Genomic DNA, 23,024 nt, shown 5'->3' with positions numbered 1-23,024 from the left:
TGGTGGGAAGGCGTGCCGGAAAAAAGGAGAGGGCATGGACAGAACCGCGGTGCAACGGATCAAGTCCCGGCTCGATTTCGTGGAGCTGGCCCAGCGCTATCTGGAGCTGCGCCCGAATGGAGAACGCTGGAGCGGCCCCTGTCCGTTTCATCAGGAGACCAAACCCTCGTTTCACGTCAATCCGGGGCAGGGATTCTACTATTGTTTCGGTTGCCAAGCCTCGGGAGACGTGATCGATTTTTACGCCCGGATCAACGGCCTGGACTTCAAGCAGGCCCTGGTCCAGCTGGCCAGGGAAACCGGGGTAGAGCTGGACTTCGGCCCAGTGAATCCCCAGGAGCGCCAGGAGTTGGAACAGCGGGATGCGGCCCTGCGGATGGCCGCCTTGGCTACGGAACACTTCCGGCACAACCTGATTTCTCCGGCGGGCGCACTGGCTCGGGACTACCTGCTGCGGCGCGGCGTCAGCCCGGAAATGCTGGAAGCGTTTCAGGTCGGCTGGAGCCGGGCGGACTGGCACGGGCTGGAGGAATTTCTCCAATCCCAGGGCTTCACCCGGGACCAGGCCGTGGATTGCGGACTGCTGGTGCGCAACGACAGAGGCAAGGTCTATGACCGCTTTCGAGGCCGGATCATGTTTCCAATCCACGACCTGACCGGACGGGTCATCGCCTTCGGCGGACGAGCCATTGACAGCGAGGAACCGAAATATATCAATAGCAGTGAGTCGTCGATCTACACCAAGGGCCAGCACCTGTACGGACTGCACCAAGCCCGCAAGGCCATTGTCCGGGACAAGAGGGCCTTGCTGACCGAAGGCTACCTGGACGTCATCGCCCTGCACCAGTTCGGCTTCAGCGGAGCCGTGGGCGTGTTGGGCACGGCCCTGACTCCGGAGCAGGTCAAACGCCTGGGCGGGTTTTGTTCTCGGATAGATCTGCTTTTTGACGGCGACCAAGCCGGACAAAAGGCCGCGCTGCGTGCCGCGGAGATGTTCCTCGCCCAGGGGCTGGCCTGCCACGTGGTCACCATGCCCCAGGGCGAGGACGTGGACAGTCTGTTGCACGCCCAAGGCCCCGAGACCCTACGGGCCGTGCTGGACACGGGGCGCGACGGGCTGGATTTCTGCGTCCGCACCGTCTCCGAAACCTACGCCCCCAGGGAAATCATGGGCTGGGTACGCCGCTTTCTGGACAACGTCGCGGCGGACGATCTGCGCGGGTTCTACCTCCCCCGGCTGGCTGCCGGGCTTGGCATGTCTGAAACCGAGTTGCGGAAATGGCGTCCCACGGCTCCAAAGCAAACCGCGGCCTTGGCGCACGCAGCGCCTCAGACCGCAAGGGCTCCGACGAACCAGCCCGGCGGACCCCGGTTGACAGCCCGGGATCGCCAACTGCTCGCCTTTGCCGTAAGCTGTCCGGAGTACCGCCATGAGCTGGCGGCTTCCGGGCTGGACGCCGTGCTGGAGGACAGCTGGGCCAAGGCGATCTGGGACAAGTTGCGAATCTTGGACGCTTCCGTCGTTGCCCACGATGCCCGCGAGGACGCATCCGGATACGACTACTCCGTCCTGGAAGAACCCGAGCGACGTCTTTGCTACCAGCTCCTGGCCGAAGCTCCCCAAAGGGACCAGGCCGATAGAGCCGCGTTTTGGGCCGAAGTCCGAGAATTTTTGACGAAAAATCAATTCAAGAAACGCCAACAAGAGATGCTGCAAGCCCTGCGTGCCGCCCAAGCCCAAGGCGACCAACAACGCGTGTCCGCGCTTCTTCAAGCTTATCAAGATCTCGCCATGGAGGCATAATGAGCAATATCAAGGAAATCCAACAGATCAAGACGCTGATCGCCGAAGGAACCAAGAAAGGGTTTTTGACCTTCGAAGAGTTGAACAAGGCCCTGCCCTCGGAGATCAGCAACCCGGAACAGATTGAAGAAGTCATTAATATTTTTGATCAGTTGGACATCACGATCATCGACGCCGGCAAGGTGACCAAGGGCATCCTGACGGAAGAAATCGAAGATGCACCGGCCACGGAAGCAACCGGGGTCCAATTCGCGGAAGGCGAGGACGCCGAATACGCCCCGCGCGGCTCGGATCCCGTGCGCATGTATCTGCGGGAGATGGGTGCGGTTCCGCTGCTTGACCGGGAAGGCGAGGTGCATATCGCCAAAAAGATCGAGGTCGGGGAATTGGAAGTGCTCTACGCATTGGTGGAAGTCCCGGTGGTCATCGAGGAGTTGGTCAAGATCGGCGAAGACCTCAAGCAGAGCCGGATCAAGCTCAAGGACGTGGTCAAGACCATCGAGGAGGACGACCCGTCCGAGGACCAGATGAACCAGCGCCAACGAGTGCTCTTCCTGCTGGATGAAATCCGGACCATGTTCAAGAAGAAGCGCAAGGTTTACCAGAAGATGGACCAATGCGCCCGCCTGGATCGTCGAGTGTACGGGATGCAGATGGAAATCGTCGCCTTCAAGGAGGAAATCGTCGCCTCCTTGCGGGACATCAAACTGGAGAAGACGCTCATCGACCGGTTGATCGAGACCGTGGAGGACTTTGTCCGGCAGATGCACAACTGTCAGCGGGACATCTCCGCCTACATCCTGTCCGTGGGCAAAAACCAAAGCGAAATCAAAGAGATCTTCGACCGACTGGACAAGCGCGAAATCAGTCCCGTGGCCGCGGCCGACTCTCTGAACATGACCATGGACGAGCTGTTTTCCTTCAAGGAGATGTTGGCGGGGAAGATGGAAATCCTGGAACGGCTGCGGGAACAGTGTCAGCACACCGTCCAGGACTTGGAAGAAGTGCTCTGGCGGGCCAAACGCGGAAACATCGCGGCCCTGGCAGCCAAGCAGGAGCTGATCCGCTCCAACCTGCGCCTAGTGGTCAGCATCGCCAAAAAATACACCAACCGCGGTCTCCAGTTCCTGGATTTGATCCAGGAGGGCAACATCGGGCTGATGAAGGCCGTGGACAAGTTCGAGTATCAGCGCGGATACAAGTTCTCCACCTACGCCACTTGGTGGATTCGCCAGGCCATCACCCGGGCCATCGCGGACCAGGCCCGGACCATCCGCATCCCGGTGCATATGATCGAGACCATCAACAAGCTCATCCGCACCTCCCGCTACCTGGTCCAGGAACTGGGCCGCGACCCCTCGCCCGAGGAAATCGCCGAGCGCATGGACTACCCCCTGGACAAGGTCAAGAAAGTGCTCAAGATCGCCAAGGAGCCCATTTCCCTGGAAACACCCATCGGCGAGGAAGAAGACAGCAGTCTGGGCGACTTCATCGAAGACAAGAAGGCCTTGGCCCCGGCCGAGGAGGTGGTCAACGCCAAGCTCTCGGAGCAGATCGCGGAAATCCTCTCCGAGCTGACCCCCCGTGAAGAACAGGTGCTGCGCAAGCGTTTCGGGATCGGCGAGCCTTCGGACCACACCCTGGAAGAAGTGGGCAAGCTGTTCAACGTCACCCGGGAGCGCATCCGGCAGATCGAGGCCAAGGCCTTGCGAAAGCTCCGCCACCCCGGCCGCAGCAACGTGCTGCGCTCCTTTTACGATGGCTGATCAGCGGCAATTCGCCTCCAGCAGCCCCGTCATGGCCTCGTCGTCCTCGATCTTCCACGCCGCCGGGGCCGTGCTCGTCGCCCTGCTCTGTCTGTTTTGGGCCACGTCCGTTTCCGCCTCGGAGTCCCGTGCTCAATGGATTCCGGACGGCGACACCATTCACATGGAGGACGGTCGTCGAGTACGCCTTTTGGGCATCGACGCCCCGGAGCTGGGACGGGACGGCGGACCTGATCAGTATTACGCCCGTGAGTCTCGGGACTATCTGCGCCGCCTGATCGATGGACGACCGGTTCGCCTGGAGACCGATAGCCAGGGTCCGGACCGATATGGCCGCATCCTGGCTTATGTCTTTCTACCGGATGGAAGGATGGCCAACGAGGTGCTCGTGGAGGAGGGGCTGGCCTTTTTCTACCCGCACTCCCACCAAGACCGAGAGTTCCAACGGCGCATGCTCGAAGCCCAGAAACGGGCCATCATGGCCCGCAAAGGCTTCTGGCCGCGCATCCTTTCCCTGCCACAGCCGCCGGCAGGTTGGGTGGGCAACCGCCGCAGCAAGCGCTTCCACCACCCGGAGAGTCACTACGCCGCGCGAATCAGCCCCCAAAACCGTGTAGCTTTGTCCTCCCTGGAACAGGCCTTTCTCGAAGGCTACGCCCCGGCCCGAACCAGTTCGCCCTGGCCGGACGCGGACTGAAGCAGAGGGTTCTCGGCATGAAGAGATCCATGCGCAAAACGTCGTTTTACGCATGGATCTGAATTCTATTTATCCAACTCTGCGGCCAGATGCTTCTGGATCTCCGGAGTCGTCTGGGCGGAAATGTTTTTGGGCACTTCGAGGAAGACGGCACCGGCCACGGCCTTGGACATCTGGTCGCGCAGCATTCCCAAAAACGCCGGTGCGGCGAAGACGCCGAGCTGTTCGAATCGGCGATCGCCATGCGCCTTGTCCAGCATGTCGCTTACGATCCGGGAGAATATCAGGGCTTCCTGTTTTTTGGGATCAGACGACGGCTCCAGCCCGTGACGCCCATGTCCTCCTCCGTCCAGAGCCAGGCCCGGGCGGTCCCGGCACATGTCCTGCCCAGGGAGACGGCTTTCCGGGTGCGTCAAGGTTTCCACCTCTTCCAGCTTTCCGCTTACCGGAGCATTGAAAAATCGGGCCTTGCTGCTGTCGGCGACAACGATCCAGCGTTTTCTCATAGTCTCCTCCTTCTGGTTGTCGGGGTGTGGAACTCTTTGCGCCAAGCCGCCCGCACCTTGTCGGTCCGTTGTAAACCTCCCAACCGCGGCATCGCTGCAAAACGTTCAAGCTCTCATGTATGAAAGAATTGCATCGCCCTTGAACTCTTTTGCTCCTTGCCTTTATTTTGATCACATTCGAGCACGGGGTGCAAGCTTGATTTTCCGCCGCTTGCCCCCGAAGGCAACAACACAAGGCAGTAGAGCCGAACATGATTCTTCAAACTGGTCAAGATAGGTGTTACGATGAACAAGGCAAGGAGTTGAATTGCGGTCAAACCCTGCAAGATGGCTGGTTCCGGCATGGGCTGACCTGGCCGGAGCCGCGATTTGAGGTGGACGATCAAGTGATTCTGGACAGGTTGACCGGACTGGTCTGGCCGCCCGACGCCAACCTCGCCGAGTTTCCCATGACCTGGCCCGAAGCCATGGATTTCGTGGCAAGAATGAACCACGAACAAGCCCTGGGCTTCTCCGACTGGCGACTGCCCAACCGCCGCGAACTGCGCAGCCTGGTGAGCTACCAGGCCAAACGCCCGGCGCTGCCCCAGGGGCATCCCTTCGTCAACGTCGTGCTGGGCTGGTACTGGACCTCCACCTCCGCTGCCGTCAACCCGGCCTACGCCTGGTACGTGCACATGGAGGGCGCTCGGATGTTCTACGGCCGCAAGGACCAATATTACCTCGCCTGGCCGGTGCGGGCGGGCGATTCCACCCGTTTTTTCCGCACCGGACAAAGCCGTTGTCATGACCGACACGGCCGGGAAGCGGACTGCGCGGGCAGGTTGCAGGACGGAGCGCTCCGATTCGGCACGGCCTGGCCGAGCCCTCGCTTTTCGGTCCGCGGGGAAACGGTCCGGGACGAATTAACCGGGCTGTACTGGCTTCCACGCGCCGACCTGACCGAACGGCCCGTCACCTGGAGCCAGGCCCTGGAGGCCGCTGAACGCCTTCGGGAACAACGCTTCGGCGGGCGGGACGACTGGCGGCTGCCCAACATCAACGAGTTGGAGTCCCTGGTGGACTGCTCTGCGCACGATCCGGCCCTGCCTGACGACCACCCCTTCAGCCATGCTGGCGAGGGGTACTGGTCCTCCACGACCAGTTTTTTCGAAACGGACTGGGCCTGGGTGCTCTATCTCCGTAAGGGCGCCTTGGGCGTCGGCTTCAAAACCAACCCGGATTTTCTGGTCTGGCCTGTGGCCGGAGTTCCGAAAAGCTCGGGAAAAGCCTCGAAATCACCAAAAATGGATGGTTGAGAAAATACTGACCGACGGGTAAAGCATTGCAGTTGACCATCGACGAAGGACGGCTGCGAAACGAAACCGTCGCTTTTCCGAACTTCTTTTTGATCGCTCATCTTTTTCATGCGCCATCGCGCAATGCTTGCGAGTCCCTAAGGACGGCGGAGACGACATGACGACGACCGAGGACCTGACCACCTCTTTGCGAACCATTCTGGAAAAATACGACACCAGTCGGGACAACCTGATTCCCCTGCTCCAGGACATCCAGGAGCACCTCGACTATCTGGCCCCGGAGGCCGTCTCCCTGGTGGCCGAACACCTCGACCTCTCGGAAAACGACGTCTACGGCGTGGCCACGTTCTACGCCCAGTTCCGGTTCCATCCGCCGGGACGTCACAGGATCAAGATCTGCCAGGGCACGGCCTGCCACGTGCGCGGCGGCGGCATGGTCCTGGACGCCATATCCAGAAAGATCGGCATCGTCCCCGGCGAGACCACTCCGGACGGCAACATCAGCCTGGAGCGAGTGGCCTGTTTCGGCTCCTGCGCCCTGCCGCCGGTGATGGTGGTGGACGACACGGTCTATGGCCGGATGACTCCCCGAAAATCGGAAAAACTGATCGAGGACCTGGAATGAACTTTGCCGACATTCAGCAACAGGCCAGCCGCAACTGGGAACGCTTTCAAAGCGGCGAAACGCCACGGATTCTTGTTGGCGCGGCCACCTGCGGCCGGGCCGCCGGAGCCATGGAGGTGATTCGAGCCTTTCGCGAGGCCCAGGCAGCGGATCCGACCCTGTTGCCTGTAGAGATTCAAGAAGTGGGCTGTCTGGGCATGTGCTTCGCCGAACCCCTGGTGGAGATCCGCGGACCGAAAGGGGACCGGGTGCTCTACGAAAGCGTCACTCCGGCCATGGTTCCTGACCTGGTTCAGGAACATCTGCGCCAGGGCCGTCCGATTTCGAGAAACGCCCTTTGCCGGATGCCGGACGGACAACAAGGCGAGATTCGGGACGAAATCCCATTGTTCACCGACCTGCCCATGATCCACCACCAACTCCGGGTGGTCGTCCGCAACTGTGGATTCATCGATCCCTCGGATATCGACCATTATATCGCCCGGGGCGGGTATTCCGGTATTGCCCGGGCCATGGAGATGGGTCCGGATGCGGTCATTGAGGACGTCAAGCTTTCCGGGCTGCGCGGCAGGGGCGGGGCCGGCTTTCCCACGGGTCTGAAATGGGGCTTCGCCCGCAAGGCTCAGGGGGACGTGAAGTACGTGATCTGTAACGCGGACGAGGGCGATCCCGGGGCATTCATGGACCGCTCCGTGCTGGAGGGCGACCCGCACGCCGTGCTGGAAGGGCTGCTTATCGCCGGATACGCCGTCGGCGCGAACCATGGCTACGTCTACTGCCGGGCAGAATACCCCCTGGCCCTGGAACGGCTGCGCGCGGCCATCGACCAGATGCGGAACAAGGGCTTTCTGGGCGAAAACATCCTCGGCTTCGGCTTCGCCTTTGACGTGACCATCAAGATGGGCGCCGGGGCCTTTGTCTGCGGCGAAGAGACGTCCCTGATGCAGAGCATCGAGGGACGCCGGGGCATGCCCCGCTCCCGGCCGCCCTTCCCGGCCAACGCAGGACTGTTCGGCAAACCCACGAACATCAACAACGTGGAAACCCTGGCCGCGGTTTCGGCGATCTTGGAAAAGGGCGGCGCGTGGTACGCCGGGATCGGCACGGAAAAAAGCAAAGGCACCAAGACCTTCTCCCTGGCCGGGAAGATCTCCCGCACCGGACTGATCGAGGTGCCCATGGGCATCAGTTTGCGCACCATTATCGAGGACATCGGCGGCGGGGTCCTGGACGGCAAGGGCTTCAAGGCCGTACAGACCGGGGGCCCTTCCGGAGGATGCGTATCCGCGGAACACTACGACCTGCCCGTGGACTACGAACATCTGGCCCAGGTAGGATCGATCATGGGTTCCGGCGGAATGATCGTCATTGACGAGGAATCGTGCATGGTGGACGTGGCCAAGTATTTTCTAGGCTTCACCGAAAATGAATCCTGCGGCAAATGCGTGCCCTGCCGGATGGGTACCCAGCATCTGCTGCGCCTGCTCACCGGGATCACCGGAGGCCAAGGCTCGGAGGACGACCTGGAGACCATCCGCAAGATCGGGGACACCATGAAAAAGGCCTCCCTCTGCGGCCTGGGCCAGACCGCCCCCAATCCGGCTCTGACCACCCTGGACGCCTTCATGGACGAATACCTGGCCCATATCCGGGACCACAAATGTCCCGCCGGGGTCTGCAAGGATCTGATCAGCTTTTCCATCGACCCCGAAGCCTGCACCGGCTGCATGGCCTGCGCCAAGGTCTGTCCCGTGGAGGCGATCACCGGAACAAAAAAGCAGCCCCATGCCATTGACCCGCAAACCTGCATCCGTTGCGGCGCCTGCCGCCAAGCTTGCAAGTTCGGCGCGGTGCGGGTGGAGTAACATATGTCCCTGATCAACCTGACCATCGACGGCAAGCCAGTGGCCGTGAAAACGGGAGCCACCGTGCTGGAGGCGGCGCGGCAAGCGGGCGTGGCCGTTCCAACAATTTGCGACCATAAGGACCTGAGCCCTTACGGCGCCTGCCGGATGTGCATCGTGGAAATCGAGGGCGTGCGCGGCTTCCCGACGTCCTGTACCACGCCGACGGCCGAGGGCATGCAGGTGCGAACATCGTCCCCGGAGTTGGTAACCCTGCGCAAACGAACCCTGGAGCTGATGCTCTCCGGGCACCCCAACAGCTGCCTGGTCTGTCCGCACCGGGAGGCCTGCGAGTCCATGCGGCCCAGGGCCACCAAGGCCGGGAGAAGCACGCGCTGCGGATTTTGCAGCAACAAGGAGGAATGCGACATCCGGACCATGGCCCTGGAAGCCGGGAGCCGCGACCTGAACCTGCCCACCCTCTACGCCGCGCACAACCTGGAACGCGGCGACCCGTTCATGGACCGGGACTACAACCTGTGCATCCTCTGCGCCCGGTGCTGGCGGATTTGCGAAAAGATCCACGGCAAGCCGGCCATCAGCATCATCAACCGGGGCAAGGACGCCCGGGTGGGCACGGCCTTTCACAAAAGCCACGTCCATTCCGGCTGCACCTTCTGCGGCTCCTGCATCGACATCTGTCCCACGGGGACCCTCACGGACCGCTTTGCCCGCTGGTACGGCAAACCGGACGCCAAGACGCCCTCCGCTTGCCTGCTCTGCCCCGAAGGCTGTTCCCTCATCGCCCAGACCCATTCCGGAAAGCTGGTGACAGCGACCATGACCGCGTTCCAGCCCAAGGCCAGCCTGTGCGCCCTGGGCCGGTTCGGCTACGCCCAGATAATGAACGCTTCGACCCGCCTGCTGCGGCCGGCCATCCGGGAAAACGGGGACGCCTTCACCGTGGACTGGGACACCGCCCTGGATACCGCGGCCAGCGGCTTGAAACGGCATGCCGGTCGAGTCGGCGTCCTGATCAGCGCGGCTACGTCGCGGGAAGAACAACATCTTTACTCCCGGCTCGCCGCCGGACTCAACGGCCGTCTCGCCGTCATCCCAACCCTGCCCGCCGGTCAGGAGGCGGCCCTGCCGGAGTGGCTGGCGGAGATCCAGAGCGGCAAGATTACGGCCCTGGTCTTGGGCGGGGACTTCCTGGCCCCGGAACAGGCGGACGGTCTGGATTTTCTGGTGATCGTCGACGGCCTGCCGGTCCGGATCCAGTACAAGGCCAACGTCGTGCTGCCCGCGGCCCTGCTCGCGGAAAGCGCCGGAACCCTGCGCACTGCGGCCGGAGAGATCAAGCCTCTGGCACGGGTCAGTCGGGCTCCGGGCCAGGCCAGACCGGAATGGGAGATCGCCCGGGATCTCGGGCAAAGGCTGGACATTCCGGAGTTGCGCTTCGACGCGGTGCAAGACGTCGCCGCGGCCATCAAGGACGATACACCGCCCGCACCGTTTCCGGGCAATCCCCGCCAGGACGTCTTCACCTTGCCAGCCACGTACCGCGGCCATCTCCTGGCGGACGTCGTCCCTGCCCTGACCGCCTTCGGCTTGCCGACCACGCTCAGTCCGTCGCGGGACGACCAACCGACGGAAGGCTACGAACTGCTGGAAATCCGAGAACTGGTCCCGAACATGCACCTGCTCCGGATCCACGCCCCCCAGGTGGCCGCCCACGCCAAGCCCGGCCAGTTCGTGATTCTGATGGCCAAGGAAACCTCGGAGCGCACGCCCTTCACCTTGGCGGACTGGGACGCGGACACCGGCGAGATTACCCTGATCATTGAGGAAGTGGGCCGGTCCAGCCGGGAACTGATCTCGTTGTCCCAAGGCGCGCGGCTGGCCCATGTCAGCGGTCCATTGGGTCAGGCCTTTCCCATCGAACGCAAGGGTACGGTGGTTCTGGGCGGCGGGTGCTACGGCATCGGGGCCATCCTGCCCCTGGCCCGAGCCCTGAAGGACGTCGGAAACCGGGTAATCAGCGTTATCGAAGGCTCCAGCGCCTATTTGCTCTACTGGGAGAACGAGGTGCGCGCCGTGAGCGACGAACTGCGCATCGCCACCAAGGACGGCACACGAGGGACATATGGAGGCGTGCAGGAGGTCTTCCAGGAGATTCGAGAACAAGAAAATACCCGAAACACGTCCATCGACATGATCGTCGCCGTGGGCTGCACCTTCATGATGCGCATGGTCTCCGAGCTGACCAAGCCCTGGGCCGTGCCCACCTTCGTGGCCCTGAACCCGATCATGGTCGACGGCACGGGTATGTGCGGGGCCTGCCGGGTTTCCATCCACGACGAAACCAAGTTCGCCTGCATCGACGGCCCGTTCTTCGACGCCCACGGGGTGGACTGGGACGAACTGGCCTGCCGTCGCGGCGCCTACGCCCGGGAAGAAGTCGAAGCCCTGCCCCAGACCGTGGACCTGAACGCCCTGATGTTTCCGGAAACCGCGAAGCAAGGTTGTGCTTGCGGGCGGTAGAATCATGCCGCCCCATTTGGATTTATCCTCTCTTTGATTTGCTGTGAGTGAGCTGATGCACGCTAAACACGATAGTGAGCCCTCCAGGGACAACACCGGTCCGAAGCGGGCCAAGCGCCCCATAATCCCCCGCCAACCCATGCCCGAGCAGGACCCGCGGCGGCGGCGGTTCAATTTCGAGGAGGTGCCCCGGGGCTATTCCGAGGAGACCGCCAGGCTGGAGGCCTCCCGGTGCTTGCAGTGCAAGAAGGCGGGCTGCATCACTGGGTGTCCGGTGAACATCAACATTCCGGCCTTCATTGATCTGATCGCCAAGGGGCATTTTGCCGAAGCCGCGGACAAGCTCAAGGAGCAGAACGCCCTGCCCGCGGTCTGCGGCCGGGTCTGCCCCCAGGAGAACCAGTGCGAGGCCGGATGCATCCTGGGCAAGAAAGACGATCCCGTGGCTATTGGTCGACTGGAACGCTTTGCCGCGGACTACGCCCGGAATCACGGCCATGAGCCGCCGGTCTGCGCCGCGACGTCCACCGGCAAGCGGGTGGCCGTGGTCGGAGCCGGCCCGGCGGGGATCACCGTGGCCGGAGACTTGATCCGCTGGGGGCACGAGGTGGTGATGTTCGAGGCCCTGCACCTGGCCGGAGGGGTGTTGATGTACGGCATTCCTCAATTCCGTCTGCCCAAGGAAATCGTCCAGTACGAGATCAACACCCTGAAGAAGAACGGCGTGGAAATCCGCACGGACATGGCCATCGGCATGACCCAGACCGTTGACCAGCTTCTGGAAAGCGGGTTCGACGCCGTGTTCGTGGGTACGGGGGCCGGGCTGCCCATGTTTCTGAACATCCCCGGCGAGAACGCCATCGGCGTGTTCTCGGCCAACGAATTTCTGACCCGGATCAACCTGATGAAGGCCTATGATTTCCCCAAGTACGGCACGGCCCCGATCCGACCCAAGCGGGCCGTCACCGTGGGCGGGGGCAACGTGGCCATGGATTCGGCCCGCACGGCCCTGCGTCTGGGCGGGGAATCGGTGATCGTCTATCGCCGGAGCCAGGAGGAAATGCCTGCCCGGGCCGAAGAGGTGCATCACGCCCAGGAGGAAGGCGTGGAGTTCCACTTGCTCACCGCGCCCAAACGTATCCTCACGGACGCTCGCAATCGGGTCACGGGGCTGGAATGTCTGCGCATGGAACTGGGCGAACCGGACGCCTCGGGTCGACGCCGGCCCGTGGCCGTGGAGGGCAGCGAGTTCGTGGTGGCCGCGGACACGATCATCGTGGCCGTGGGCAACCAGCCCAATCCCTTGGTCCCAAGAACGTCGTCCGGCATCAAAGTGGGCAGGCGCGGGACCATCGTGGCGGACCCGGAGACCATGGCCACCTCCAAGCCCGGCGTCTTCGCCGGAGGAGACATCGTCTCCGGCGCGGCCACGGTGATCAGCGCCATGGGCCAAGGCAAGCAGGCCGCCCGGGCCATGCATCGCTATCTGACCGGGGAAGAGCCTCCCTGTGTATAAACGAAAAGAACCATTGAACGACAAAGGAGACGCGTCGTGTCCGCGTATGAAGCCGTGATCGGCCTGGAAGTGCATGCCCAGTTGCGCACCAGGACCAAGATATTCTGCTCCTGTTCGACCCAGTTCGGTCGGGAACCCAATTCCAATGTCTGCCCGGTCTGCACGGGGATGCCCGGAGTGCTGCCGGTGCTCAATCGAACTGCCGTGGAGTACGCGGCCAAGATGGGGATGGCCGTGGAGTGCGCGGTCAACCCGCGATCGGTGTTCGCCCGCAAGAACTACTTTTATCCGGACCTGCCCAAGGCCTACCAGATATCCCAGTACGAACTGCCCCTGGCCGAACACGGTCGGTTGCGGATCACCGCCAACGGGACGGAAAAGACCATCGGCATCACCCGGATCCACATGGAGGAGGACGCCGGAAAGTCCATCCACTCCGCCACGGAGAACAAGAGTTTCGTGGACCTGAACCGCACCGGAGTGCCGCTCATCGAGATCGTCAGCGAACCGGATCTGCGGAGCGCGGACGAGGCCGTGGCCTACCTCAAGGCCCTGCGCTCGATCCTGGTCTACCTGGAGATCTGCGACGGAAACATGGAAGAGGGCAGTTTCCGCTGCGACGCCAACGTGTCCATCCGGCCCAAGGGGGCCGCGGAACTGGGCACCCGGGCCGAACTGAAGAACCTCAATTCCTTTCGCCACGTGCACAAGGCCATTGAATACGAGATTTCCCGCCAGGCCGTCCTGCTGGAGGACGGCGAGCAGGTGGTTCAGGAAACCCGGCTCTACGACGTGGACAAAGGGATCACCGTGTCCATGCGCGGCAAGGAAGAGGCCCACGACTACCGGTATTTCCCGGACCCCGACCTGGTTCCGTTGCTGATCTCCCCGGAACTGCTGGCCGACCTGAAGCGCTCCATCCCGGAACTGCCCCAAGCCCGGGAAGCCCGGTTCATCGCCGACTACGGCCTGCCCGAAGCCGCGGCCCAGACCCTGACCGCGGAGAAGGATCTGGCGGACTACTTCGAAGCCGCGGCCCGGCTGTATCCGGAGCCGCAAAAGATCAGCAACTGGATACTTTCCGATCTGTTGCGGGAACTGAACCAGGCCAAGACCGCCGCGGCCGACTCGCCGCTGACCCCGGCACACCTGGCCGAACTGCTGGGCATGATCGACTCCGGCCAAATCAGCACGCGCATCGCCAAACAGATATTTCCGGACGTCTTCGTCTCCAAGGAGTCCCCACAGAAGATCGTGGAGCGCAAGGGGCTGGCCCAGATTTCGGATACCGGCGCCCTGGAGACCGTGGTGGATTCCATCCTGTCCTCCAACCCCAAGGAGGTCGAGGCCTTCAAGAACGGCAAGACCAAACTGATGGGCTTCTTCGTCGGCCAGGTCATGCGCCAGACCAAGGGCCAGGCCAATCCGGACCTGGTGAACAAGCTGATTCTTGAGAAGCTGCAATAACGCTCATCCGATGAATACACCGTAATTCACACGAGAACACAATGCACCCCCACATCCAATTCAAGCCCGAGGCCAATGAACTGCACCTGTTGGATCAGCGACTCCTGCCGCTGACCGAGGAGTGGTTCGTCTGCCGGAACATGATCGACATCATTACCGCTCTCAAGGAAATGGTCATCCGCGGCGCTCCGGCCATCGGCGTGACCGCGGCTTACGGCTGCTGCATCGCGGCCGGCAACATCGACCCGGACTCCCCGTCATGGAGCGCGGACCTGGACGCCCAGCTGGGAGACCTGGCCCGGGCCAGACCCACGGCGGTGAACCTGACCTGGGCCGTGGCCCTGATGCGCCAAACCTGGCAAGACCATCCGGACATCGGGCTGGAGGCGCTGCGCACGGCTTGGCTCACCCAGGCCGTGGAACTGCATCAACGCGACGAAGCCGTGAACCGGGAGATGGGCCGGAACGGCGCGGACCTGCTCCGGGACGGCGATACGGTGATGACCCACTGCAACGCGGGGGCCCTGGCCACAGGAGCCTACGGCACGGCCCTGGGCGTGATCCGGGCCGCCGTGGAATCCGGCAAAAACATCTCCGTGCTGGCCAACGAGACCCGGCCCTTTTTACAGGGTGCGCGGCTGACCGCCTACGAGCTGGCCCAGGACGACATCCCGGTGACCGTGTGCTGCGACAACGCCGTGGGCCTGCTGATGGCCAAGGGCATGGTCCAGGCCGTGGTGGTGGGCGCGGACCGGGTCGCGGCCAATGGAGACGCGGCCAACAAGATCGGAACGTATACCGTGGCGGTTCTGGCCCAACGGCACAGAGTGCCTTTTTATGTAGCGGTTCCGTTTTCAACCATCGACTTTGCCACGCCCTCGGGTGCGGAGATCCCCATCGAGGAGCGCACTCCACGGGAAGTGACCCATATCCAGGATCGTCAAATCACTCCGGAAGGCGTCCAGGTGCTCAATTTCGCCTTCGACATCACCCCGGCCGAGCTGATCACCGGTTTGATCACGGAAAAAGGCGTGATCAAACCGTCGGATTTGCAACAATACGCCTCAACCTAAGGATTCCCAAACCTCATGAATCAAGAACTGCCCGTCGTGGCCCTGATCGGTCGGCCCAATGTCGGCAAATCTTCCATTTTCAACCGACTGCTGCGGTCTTCCAAGGCCCTGACCCACGATGTCCCCGGTGTGACCCGAGACAGGATATACGGGGAGGTGCGACGCGGCGCCAAGCCCTACGCCCTTGTGGATACCGGCGGCTTGGAGCCGGAATCCAACGAAGACATCAAGCAAGCCGTGCTTTTCCAAGCCCGAGAGGCCCTGCTGGAAGCGACCCTGGTGCTGATGATCGTGGATGGCCGGGAAGGGCCTAACGCCCTGGACGAACAGGTGGCTGAGCTGTTGCGCGTGGCCAACAAGCCGGTGTTGTTGATCGTCAACAAGGTGGACGCCGCGGAGAGGGAAGACCTGCTTACCGCGGACTTTCACCAGTTCGGCTTCCCCCTTTTCGCCGTGTCCGCGGCCCATGGGCACGGCCTGAATCACCTCCGGGATACCATTGTGGACCGGCTGCCGACCCCGACTGCCGCCGAGAGTGAGCCAAGAGACGCGCCAAAAGATGCACCTGAGGAACAAGAAGGGCCAGGCGACCAGAACGGGCTGAAAGAAGGTGAGCCGAAAGAGGATGAGGACGCATCCAAGGTCGGCGGGTTGCGTCTGGCGCTGCTCGGGCGGCCCAACGTAGGCAAGTCCTCCCTGATCAACGCCCTGATCGGCTACCACCGGGTGATCGTCTCCAGGGAAGCCGGAACGACCCGGGACAGCGTGGACGTGACCTGGCAGGCGGGGGACAAGACGTACACCCTGGTGGATACGGCCGGAGTGCGCAAACGCACGCGCATTCAAGACAGCCTGGAGCGTTTCAGCGTCCTCAAGTCCCTGCGCAGCAGCAAAAAAGCCCAGATCACCCTGTTGGTTCTGGACGCCGTGGAGGGCCTGACCGGGCAGGACAAGAAGCTGTTTTCATTTTTGGACCGTGAAAAGACCCCGCTGATCGCGGTGATCAACAAAATCGACCTGATTCCCCGCAATGAGCTGAATGCCCTAAAGAAGGACTTTAAAGAAGAACTGTCTTTTGCCGGGCACGTCCCTCTGGTCTTCACGTCCACCATGACCCGGGCCGGACTCGGCGGCCTGCTGCCTCTGGCGGAACGAACCTGGGACCAGTGCCAAACCCGAATTTCCACGGGCCAACTGAATCGCATCCTCGGCGACGCCACCCAGAAACACCAACCCGCCGTGGTCAATCGACGCCGGGCCAAATTCTTCTACGTCACCCAATCCGACGTCTCCCCGCCGACGTTCGTTTTCTTCGTCAACGACCCCGAGCTGGTCAAGCCAGCCTACTCCCGATACCTGGAAAACCAAATCCGCAAGCGGTTTAACCTGAACCTTACTCCGTTGCAGCTCTATTTCCGCTCCAGCCATGAGCAGAATCGCAAGTAGCCCCCGTCGCGAAATCGACTAGGGACGCATGCCCTCGGCCACACCCAGCAAGCAGGATGCTCCATGTCGCTGATCAACGTGATTGTCCCGATCCTGGTCGCAGCCGCCGTATTCGGCCTGCTGCTGCGCAAAAAAGGCTCGCGCTGCCTGCCCTGACTGTACATCTACGTCCCGCTGGGAGCGGGGCTGCTGACCTATTACTTGCTGTCCTGGCGGTTTTGAAATCCGATGTAATTGTCAGTGAATCGGGAATTGATTAGAAACTCTGTTCGCCTTCTTCGACTGCCACCTTTCTTCCCGAATCCACCGCTGGATCGCTTTTTCGCAATCCGCCTGAACAACGTTCATCCACATGTCCCACATCCAACTCACCGCCAAGCATCGCCCTCAAACCTTTGCCCAGGTTGCCGGGCAGGAAGAAATCCGGGCTATTTTGTCCCGGACCGCGGCCCAGGACCGGGTGGCCGCGGCTTATTTGTTCAGTGGCACACGGGGCGTGGGCAAAACCACCCTGGCCCGGATTTTCGCCAAAGCGTTAAACTGCGTGACCGCCCCAGCGGCCGAGCCTTGCAACAAGTGCCACCACTGCCGCCAGATCACCATCGGGTCCGCCCCGGACGTGGCCGAGATTGACGGAGCTTCCAACCGGGGCATCGAGCAGGCTCGGCGGCTCAAGGAGGACGTGGGCTATGCTCCCCTGGAGTGCCGCTACAAGGTGATCATCATTGACGAAGCCCATATGCTGACCAAGGAGGCCTTCAACGCCCTGCTCAAAACCATGGAGGAGCCTCCGCCCCGGGTGACCTTCATCATGGCCACCACCGAGCCGCACAAATTTCCAGCCACGATCATCAGTCGCAGCCAGCATTACGTTTTCAAGATGCTCCCTCAAGCCGGACTGCAAGCTCACCTGGAGCGCATTCTAGACCTGGAAGGCCGGGTGTACGAACCGGCGGCGACGGCCTTGCTAGCCCGACGGGCAGCGGGCAGCGTCCGGGACGGTATGTCCCTTCTGGAACAGGTGCTGACCATCAGCGACCAGGCCTTACGCCTGGAGGACGTCCGGCGAACCCTGGGGCTGGCCGGCGGGGAGCTGTTTCAGCGGTTGATCCAGGCCATGCGCGAGCAGGATTGCCTCGCCGTGCACGACGTGCTCGGGGACCTGCTGCGCGAAGGGTTGGATCTGGGCTTTTTTCTGCGTGAGCTGGCCGGGCTGTGGCGCAATCTTTTTCTGCTGCGCCAAGTCGGGAACAAGGCCTTGCCCCTGCTGGAACTGCCTGAAGAAGAAGGGCGGGCGTGGTTGGCCGTGGCCGCCGACCTTTCCCCCACCTATATCCACGCGGCATGGCAGATCACCCTGGAGGCCCAGCGCAAGGTGCTGACCAGCCTGGAACCGGCCCAATCTCTGGAAATGCTGCTTCTTAACCTGACCTACCTGCCTGCGCTGGTGCCCTTGGACGGCGCGTTTTCAGACAAACCGCAGCAAGCTGGCTCGGTTCGGCCCGTGAGCTTTTCCCCAAAGCCATCCGACAAATCAACCAAGCAAAAAATCGGCGTCGGTCCTGAACCGATCCCGACAGATCGAAGCCCCCCCCCCAGGCAGACCTGGCGGGAGCGCTCCCAGCAGTTCCCCAGGTCGCTGTCCGAAACCATTCAGGGGCCGTCCGAAGCCGATCAGCCTGTTCAAGCTCCAAAGTCCGCTCCGCCACCGCCTTCGCCTCCGACCTCCCCGGTTGGTCCTTCACTGAGACCACCGACAAAAGACGAGGCGGTTGAGGAGCCGACAACCGGGACACGCCCGAGCACCGTGGAAGGCTCGGAGCAGCAACTCGGACTCGACGGCGGATACCCCCCGCCCGCTCCCGCCTCCGCCCGAAACGTCCAGGAACCTCGACCTCAACCTGATCCTAACTTCATTGCAGGGGAAGAGAGTCCGCTACAGTCCTCGGCGAGGACGGCGGATTCGGCGTTTCCTGTCAAAACACTTGAAGGCTTTTTAAACCACTATGACCGACTGTGCCGCGCCGACAAGGCCCGTTATCCGAAGCTGCGCCAGATTGAATGCGCCATGACGGATCAGGGTCTGGTCCTGCATTGTCGGCACCAGGTGCAGTACGACTTGCTCAGCGACCCCCATAAGCTCCGGGTCCTGGAGGATGCGGCCGAAGACTATTTCGAGCGCCCCATGCGAATGGAGCTTGTTCCACCACGAAATGGCGGTCAAATCCCGGGCCCGTCGTCCGGGGCCGCCATTACTCCGGACAAGCATCCACTGGTGGCCGAATTCGTTGAACAATTCAAGGCGAAAGTGGTCTCCGTGGAACCACGACAGCCCCATTAACCACTCTTCCGAGGTCACGTGAAAGCCATGCCGGAGTGCGTCCTTTTCAAATCAGCGTCGAACCTCGGAAAAAAACCCTGAAGGAGCATATTATGATGAAAGGAATGGGCGACCTGGTCCGCCAGGCGCAGGTGATGCAGAATAAAATCACCAAGCTGCAAGAGGAAGTTGGCCGCAGGACCGTCGAAGCCGCCGCCGGCGGCGGGATGGTCACGGTCACGGTCAACGGGGCCCAGGAAGTCCTGGCCATCAAGATCGACCCGGCCGTGGTCAACCCCGAGGACGTGGACATGTTACAGGATTTGGTTCTGGCCGCGGTAAACGAGGCCATGAAAAAGGCCGGCGACATGATGAAGGACGAGATGGCCCAGGTGACCGGCGGGATCAAGATCCCCGGAATGTTCTAGGGGAAGTCGGAAGTGCGGGAGTTGCCCCAAACCTTGCTGAACGTGGTGGACCAGTTGGCCACCTTACCGGGCCTCGGTCCGAAATCAGCCCTCCGTGTGGCTCTGGTCCTGTTGAAATGGCCCAAAGAGCGAACATCCGAGTTGGGCCGGAGCATTTTGGAGCTGCGGGACAAGCTCTGCTTGTGCGGCTCCTGTGCCGGCATTTCGGATCAGGATCCCTGCGCGATCTGTACCGATTCCGGTCGATCCTCCGAGCAGCTCTGTCTGGTGGCGGAATGGGATTCCATGCTGCTCATGGAGCAGTCCGGCGGGTATCGGGGCAAGTACCTCGTTCTCGGAGGGCTCTTGTCGCCCTTGGACGGCGTGAAGCCGGAAAGCCTGGAAATGGGTCGCCTTCGCGAACGATTGTCCGAGAATCAGGTTCGGGAACTGATCCTGGCTCTGGGCACGACCCTGGAGTCCGAATCCACGGGTTCCTACGTCAAAAACCTCGTTGAACGAGACTTTCCCGGCGTTCAGGTGACCCGTCTGGCCCAAGGGATACCTCTGGGCACGGACTTGAAATTCATCGACAAGGAAACCTTGCGTCAATCCATTACCTACCGCCAAACGCTGTAAATCAAAAACAAGTAGCTATTCAGCTTATCCGCGACAACTCGGAGTGGATACCGGCTTTCGCCGGTATGACTGACAAGGATACTACATGGAACGAGACGTCATTCCGGCGAAAGCCGGTATCCAGTGCTGGAGAATGGTCATGCTCCATATGTGCTGAGTAGTTGCAAAAAACAAAAGGCCCGCTTTTCGCGGGCCTTTTGTTTTTTTGGAATCTCTCAGAACCGTACCGGAGTCCCCAAGCGCTCTTTCGCTCCCTTCACTCCACCCGCGACGCCGCGTCGAGTTGGACCGCGTCGGCAACGATTCTACCGGCCAAGGCCGCGTACTGAGCCTGCACCTGTTCGGTCGTGGCCCTGAACAGCTCCAGATCCCGGCCGTCCAAGGTCCGTCCAGGAGGCGAATCCACCGAAGCCGGATTCACATGCTGGCCGCGAAGGTGAACTTCGTAATGCAGGTGCGGCCCGGTGGACATGCCCGTGGTGCCGACGTAGCCGATCACCTGGCCCTGTTTCACCCGAGTTCCGCGACTGATCCCGCGGCCCAACCGGCTCATGTGTGCGTACAACGTCGTGTATTCATTGGGATGTCGCAGTTCCACGGTGATTCCGTAGTTGCCCTTGCGTCCGGCATGGGTGACCACGCCATCCCCGGCGGCCATGATTGGGGTGCCGGTGGGCGCGGCGAAGTCCAGACCGCGATGCATCCGGCTGTAACCGAGAATCGGATGCTGACGCATGCCGTATCCGGAGCTGAGCCGTGCGCCGTCGATGGGAGTCAGCATAAGGGTCTTGCGGACGCTTTGCCCGCGCTCATTGAAATAGTCCGTCTCCCCGTCCTGGGCCGTATACCGAAAAATCCGTAAGGCCCGCCCGCCGGTTTCCAGCGTGGCGTAAAGCAGCGGACCTTCGCGCACAGCTTGACCGCTTTCGTCCAATTCGCGCTCGAACAGAGCTTCAAAACGGTCGCCGGGTTGGATATCGCGCTGAAAGTCCACGTCGAACGAAAGGGCTCGGATCATTTGAATCATCACGGGGCTGGGCATGCCCGCCCCCACGGCGGCGTTGTACAGGCTGGAGGTGATCTCCCCCTGAGCCGCGAAGGGAGCGACCTGCAATTCCCACTGCTCTTCCTTGGCCAGAAATTCTTCGTCGCTCTCGCGCAGGACCATCACGTTGCGGTCCACGTCCACCTGCATCCGAAGCCCGGCGAAAAAACCGTCCACTTCGTCCTCGGCTCCGGGAACAAAGGTCAGGACCACTTCATGGCCGGGCCTGAGCGAGCGGGGATTATAGACCTCCTGCAGCGCGGAAACCGCGGCGTGGGCCTCGGATCGAGCCAGACCGGCGTCCAGAAGAATCCCCATCAGCGTGTCGCCACGGGCCACCCGGACGATTTTCTCCAGGACGCTGTCAGTTTCTTCGACGGCGGGCTCCTCCTCCGCGACGACTTCTCCAGAGGAGGCAAAGCTTGCTTCGTCGTTAGAAGCGAACTGTCCCGGCCCGACGTTTTTCTTTCGCTCCAAGGCGACCAGCCTGATATTTTCCGACCCGTCAAGAGAGGATGAAAGAATGGGGGTCTGCCCTTCCGTCATATGGGAAAAGGTCAGCATGGCCAGCTTGGGCAAGGCCAAAAGCAAGGCGATCGCGAAAAAAACCCGCCTCCACCGAATTCCTTGTGGTGAAGACGGACGCGATCGAGGTATGTAGGTGTTGCGTTTCATAAATGCCTCCGGCATGAAAACGTTCACCCGCGACCGGCTTGGTCGTGGGCCTGAGGGAAAGAACGCCATGTCGACTTCATTTCAGAAGTATTGGCAAAACATTCATGGCCGCGCCCCACGAGAAGGAGGCGACCGCATGTCGTCGACGTCGGGAATGTCATGAAGAATGCTTCGCCTGAGCAAACAGAAAAATTGGAAGAACTGTTGCAAGACAAAGAAGTGCCTAATCGCAACCCCCTTTCATGGCAAGCCTTGACATGACATTTCGGGCAATTAAAAAGTTGACGCCTCTCGAAAAATCGGGGCGACGCTTGCAATCTCCACCAAAATACCTTGAAAATCAACATCACTGGAATCAAAACTGTCCATGGACTTCCCGGAAATATGGCAGGCCTTGATCTGGCCTCTGCTCAAGCTGACCATGTTCATCAGCATGGGCTTGCTCGCAGGTCAACTCATCGAGGCCTTGAACTGGACCAGGGTGGTTGCCGCCGGCGTCTCGCCCTTGTTGCGCCTGGGACGACTTTCGGACATTGCCGGAGCCAGTTTCTCCCTGGCCTTTTTTTCGGGGGTTTCGGCAAACTCTATGCTTGCGGACGCTTACGAGCAGGGCCGAATCAGTCGGCGCGAGTTGATCATGAGCAATCTGTTCAACAGCCTGCCCACGTACTTTCTCCACCTGCCCAGCGTCTTTTTCATCCTGGTCCCGTTGATCGGTGCCGCGGCCGGGGTCTATCTGGGGTTGACCATCGGGTCGGCCATGTTGCGGACCGTGTTCATTCTGCTATTTTCCCGATTCTTCCTGCCCACGCCCGTGGAGCGATGCGTTTCCTGCAGACTGGATGAAAAAGGCCCGGTTTCCTTCAAGGATGCCGTCAAGCGCACGGTCCAGCGGTTCAAAAAGCGCATCCTGCGCGTTCTATCCATCACCGTACCGATTTACGTTTGCTTTTTCCTGCTCAATCGCTGGGGCGCGTTCAGAGCGGTGGAAGAATTTATGGCTCAAAACCTGGGATGGCTGTCCTGGCTTTCACCACAGGCCGTGAGCGTCGTGATTTTCCAGATGGCCGCCGAGTTTTCCGCCGGAGCCGCCGCCGCCGGAGCGTTGCTCTCAGCAGGAAGTCTGAGTCAGAAAGAGGTCGTGCTCGCCCTCCTGGTGGGCAACATCCTCTCCTCGCCCATGCGAGCCGTAAGACACCAATTCCCGTACTACGCCGGAATCTTCAAACCGGCCCTGGCCGCGAAACTGATCTTCTGGAACCAGAGTCTGCGGGTCATCAGCCTGATCTTCGTGAGCGCGGTCTATTCCGTATTGTCCTGAGCCGCCTTTTTGTTAATTTGCTCAAGTGTCG

17 protein-coding genes are annotated in these 23,024 nt (G+C 61.5%); 15 read left to right on the top strand and 2 right to left on the bottom strand.

Going from position 1 to position 23,024, the window contains the following annotated elements:
* The first annotated feature begins 34 nt into the window (after nucleotides 1–34).
* Genes dnaG through C6366_RS05490 form a run of 3 tightly spaced genes read left to right on the top strand, consistent with a single transcriptional unit; the run spans nucleotide 35 to nucleotide 4,267 of the window.
* Nucleotides 35–1,804, top strand: coding sequence for a DNA primase (dnaG, locus tag C6366_RS05500; RefSeq protein WP_107736344.1), 1,770 nt, complete (start codon nucleotides 35–37; stop codon nucleotides 1,802–1,804).
* Complete coding sequence (gene rpoD / locus C6366_RS05495; protein ID WP_107736343.1) at nucleotides 1,804–3,570, top strand: RNA polymerase sigma factor RpoD; 1,767 nt, start codon at nucleotides 1,804–1,806, stop codon at nucleotides 3,568–3,570. Before dnaG ends, rpoD begins: the two co-directional genes overlap by 1 nt.
* A gap of 31 nt (nucleotides 3,571–3,601) precedes the next feature.
* Nucleotides 3,602–4,267 carry a thermonuclease family protein gene (locus C6366_RS05490; protein ID WP_158269663.1) on the top strand — a complete coding sequence of 222 codons (666 nt, stop codon included), beginning with the start codon at nucleotides 3,602–3,604 and terminating at the stop codon, nucleotides 4,265–4,267.
* 65 nt (nucleotides 4,268–4,332) lie between these two features.
* Here the strand turns inward: C6366_RS05490 and C6366_RS05485 are convergent, their stop codons facing one another.
* Entirely contained in the window at nucleotides 4,333–4,773 is a 441-nt protein-coding gene (locus C6366_RS05485; protein WP_107736341.1) for a host attachment protein, read from the bottom strand.
* A gap of 251 nt (nucleotides 4,774–5,024) precedes the next feature.
* Between C6366_RS05485 and C6366_RS05480 the strand changes: the two genes are divergently transcribed.
* The 11 genes from C6366_RS05480 to recR all read left to right on the top strand — a co-directional run bounded on the left by C6366_RS05480 (nucleotide 5,025) and on the right by recR (nucleotide 19,952).
* Nucleotides 5,025–6,071 carry a DUF1566 domain-containing protein gene (locus tag C6366_RS05480; RefSeq protein ID WP_107736340.1) on the top strand — a complete coding sequence of 349 codons (1,047 nt, stop codon included), beginning with the start codon at nucleotides 5,025–5,027 and terminating at the stop codon, nucleotides 6,069–6,071.
* Nucleotides 6,072–6,228: 157 nt separating this feature from the next.
* Nucleotides 6,229–6,696 (top strand): NADH-quinone oxidoreductase subunit NuoE, encoded by a 468-nt coding sequence (nuoE, locus tag C6366_RS05475; RefSeq protein WP_107736339.1) that lies wholly within the window; start codon nucleotides 6,229–6,231, stop codon nucleotides 6,694–6,696.
* Complete coding sequence (gene nuoF / locus C6366_RS05470; protein WP_107736338.1) at nucleotides 6,693–8,561, top strand: NADH-quinone oxidoreductase subunit NuoF; 1,869 nt, start codon at nucleotides 6,693–6,695, stop codon at nucleotides 8,559–8,561. Before nuoE ends, nuoF begins: the two co-directional genes overlap by 4 nt.
* Before the next feature lie 3 nt (nucleotides 8,562–8,564).
* On the top strand, nucleotides 8,565–11,084 hold the full coding sequence (locus tag C6366_RS05465) for a sulfide/dihydroorotate dehydrogenase-like FAD/NAD-binding protein (protein ID WP_107736337.1): 2,520 nt from the start codon (nucleotides 8,565–8,567) through the stop codon (nucleotides 11,082–11,084).
* Nucleotides 11,085–11,139: 55 nt separating this feature from the next.
* Complete coding sequence (gene gltA, locus C6366_RS05460; RefSeq protein WP_107736336.1) at nucleotides 11,140–12,600, top strand: NADPH-dependent glutamate synthase; 1,461 nt, start codon at nucleotides 11,140–11,142, stop codon at nucleotides 12,598–12,600.
* Nucleotides 12,601–12,636: 36 nt separating this feature from the next.
* Entirely contained in the window at nucleotides 12,637–14,067 is a 1,431-nt protein-coding gene (gene gatB, locus C6366_RS05455; protein ID WP_107736335.1) for an Asp-tRNA(Asn)/Glu-tRNA(Gln) amidotransferase subunit GatB, read from the top strand.
* Nucleotides 14,068–14,108: 41 nt separating this feature from the next.
* Complete coding sequence (gene mtnA / locus C6366_RS05450) at nucleotides 14,109–15,140, top strand: S-methyl-5-thioribose-1-phosphate isomerase (protein WP_107736334.1); 1,032 nt, start codon at nucleotides 14,109–14,111, stop codon at nucleotides 15,138–15,140.
* A 15-nt stretch (nucleotides 15,141–15,155) separates the two neighbouring features.
* Nucleotides 15,156–16,586 (top strand): ribosome biogenesis GTPase Der, encoded by a 1,431-nt coding sequence (gene der, locus C6366_RS05445; protein ID WP_199221436.1) that lies wholly within the window; start codon nucleotides 15,156–15,158, stop codon nucleotides 16,584–16,586.
* Nucleotides 16,587–16,938: 352 nt separating this feature from the next.
* The gene (gene dnaX / locus C6366_RS05440; protein WP_107736333.1) at nucleotides 16,939–18,927 is read left to right on the top strand and encodes a DNA polymerase III subunit gamma/tau; all 1,989 of its coding nucleotides are present in this window, start codon (nucleotides 16,939–16,941) and stop codon (nucleotides 18,925–18,927) included.
* A 95-nt stretch (nucleotides 18,928–19,022) separates the two neighbouring features.
* Nucleotides 19,023–19,334 carry a YbaB/EbfC family nucleoid-associated protein gene (locus C6366_RS05435; protein ID WP_233248406.1) on the top strand — a complete coding sequence of 104 codons (312 nt, stop codon included), beginning with the start codon at nucleotides 19,023–19,025 and terminating at the stop codon, nucleotides 19,332–19,334.
* A gap of 12 nt (nucleotides 19,335–19,346) precedes the next feature.
* A complete protein-coding gene (gene recR / locus C6366_RS05430; RefSeq protein ID WP_107736331.1) occupies nucleotides 19,347–19,952 on the top strand; it encodes a recombination mediator RecR in 606 nt (201 codons plus the stop codon).
* 256 nt (nucleotides 19,953–20,208) lie between these two features.
* Here recR and C6366_RS05425 read toward each other — a convergent pair whose 3' ends face one another.
* Nucleotides 20,209–21,672, bottom strand: a complete 1,464-nt coding sequence (locus tag C6366_RS05425) for a M23 family metallopeptidase (protein ID WP_158269662.1) — start codon at nucleotides 21,670–21,672, stop codon at nucleotides 20,209–20,211.
* A gap of 367 nt (nucleotides 21,673–22,039) precedes the next feature.
* On the opposite strand from C6366_RS05425, the gene C6366_RS05420 reads away from it, so the two are divergent.
* Nucleotides 22,040–22,993 carry a hypothetical protein gene (locus tag C6366_RS05420; protein WP_107736329.1) on the top strand — a complete coding sequence of 318 codons (954 nt, stop codon included), beginning with the start codon at nucleotides 22,040–22,042 and terminating at the stop codon, nucleotides 22,991–22,993.
* Nucleotides 22,994–23,024 lie beyond the last annotated feature (31 nt).

Origin of the sequence: Desulfonatronum sp. SC1, assembly GCF_003046795.1 — a bacterium.
Taxonomy (GTDB): domain Bacteria; phylum Desulfobacterota; class Desulfovibrionia; order Desulfovibrionales; family Desulfonatronaceae; genus Desulfonatronum.
Note: the sequence above shows the minus strand (reverse complement) of the source record. Positions and strands in the feature narration are given on the sequence as shown.

Bases quoted from the DNA above. Each gene is read 5' to 3' on its own strand.
- dnaG (WP_107736344.1), top strand. From the start codon at position 35: ATGGACAGAACCGCGGTGCAACGGATCAAGTCCCGGCTCGATTTCGTG.
- rpoD (WP_107736343.1), top strand. From the start codon at position 1,804: ATGAGCAATATCAAGGAAATCCAACAGATCAAGACGCTGATCGCCGAA.
- C6366_RS05490 (WP_158269663.1), top strand. From the start codon at position 3,602: ATGGCCTCGTCGTCCTCGATCTTCCACGCCGCCGGGGCCGTGCTCGTC.
- C6366_RS05485 (WP_107736341.1), bottom strand. From the start codon at position 4,773: ATGAGAAAACGCTGGATCGTTGTCGCCGACAGCAGCAAGGCCCGATTT.
- C6366_RS05480 (WP_107736340.1), top strand. From the start codon at position 5,025: ATGATTCTTCAAACTGGTCAAGATAGGTGTTACGATGAACAAGGCAAG.
- nuoE (WP_107736339.1), top strand. From the start codon at position 6,229: ATGACGACGACCGAGGACCTGACCACCTCTTTGCGAACCATTCTGGAA.
- nuoF (WP_107736338.1), top strand. From the start codon at position 6,693: ATGAACTTTGCCGACATTCAGCAACAGGCCAGCCGCAACTGGGAACGC.
- C6366_RS05465 (WP_107736337.1), top strand. From the start codon at position 8,565: ATGTCCCTGATCAACCTGACCATCGACGGCAAGCCAGTGGCCGTGAAA.
- gltA (WP_107736336.1), top strand. From the start codon at position 11,140: ATGCACGCTAAACACGATAGTGAGCCCTCCAGGGACAACACCGGTCCG.
- mtnA (WP_107736334.1), top strand. From the start codon at position 14,109: ATGCACCCCCACATCCAATTCAAGCCCGAGGCCAATGAACTGCACCTG.
- der (WP_199221436.1), top strand. From the start codon at position 15,156: ATGAATCAAGAACTGCCCGTCGTGGCCCTGATCGGTCGGCCCAATGTC.
- dnaX (WP_107736333.1), top strand. From the start codon at position 16,939: ATGTCCCACATCCAACTCACCGCCAAGCATCGCCCTCAAACCTTTGCC.
- C6366_RS05435 (WP_233248406.1), top strand. From the start codon at position 19,023: ATGAAAGGAATGGGCGACCTGGTCCGCCAGGCGCAGGTGATGCAGAAT.
- C6366_RS05425 (WP_158269662.1), bottom strand. From the start codon at position 21,672: ATGAAACGCAACACCTACATACCTCGATCGCGTCCGTCTTCACCACAA.
- C6366_RS05420 (WP_107736329.1), top strand. From the start codon at position 22,040: ATGGACTTCCCGGAAATATGGCAGGCCTTGATCTGGCCTCTGCTCAAG.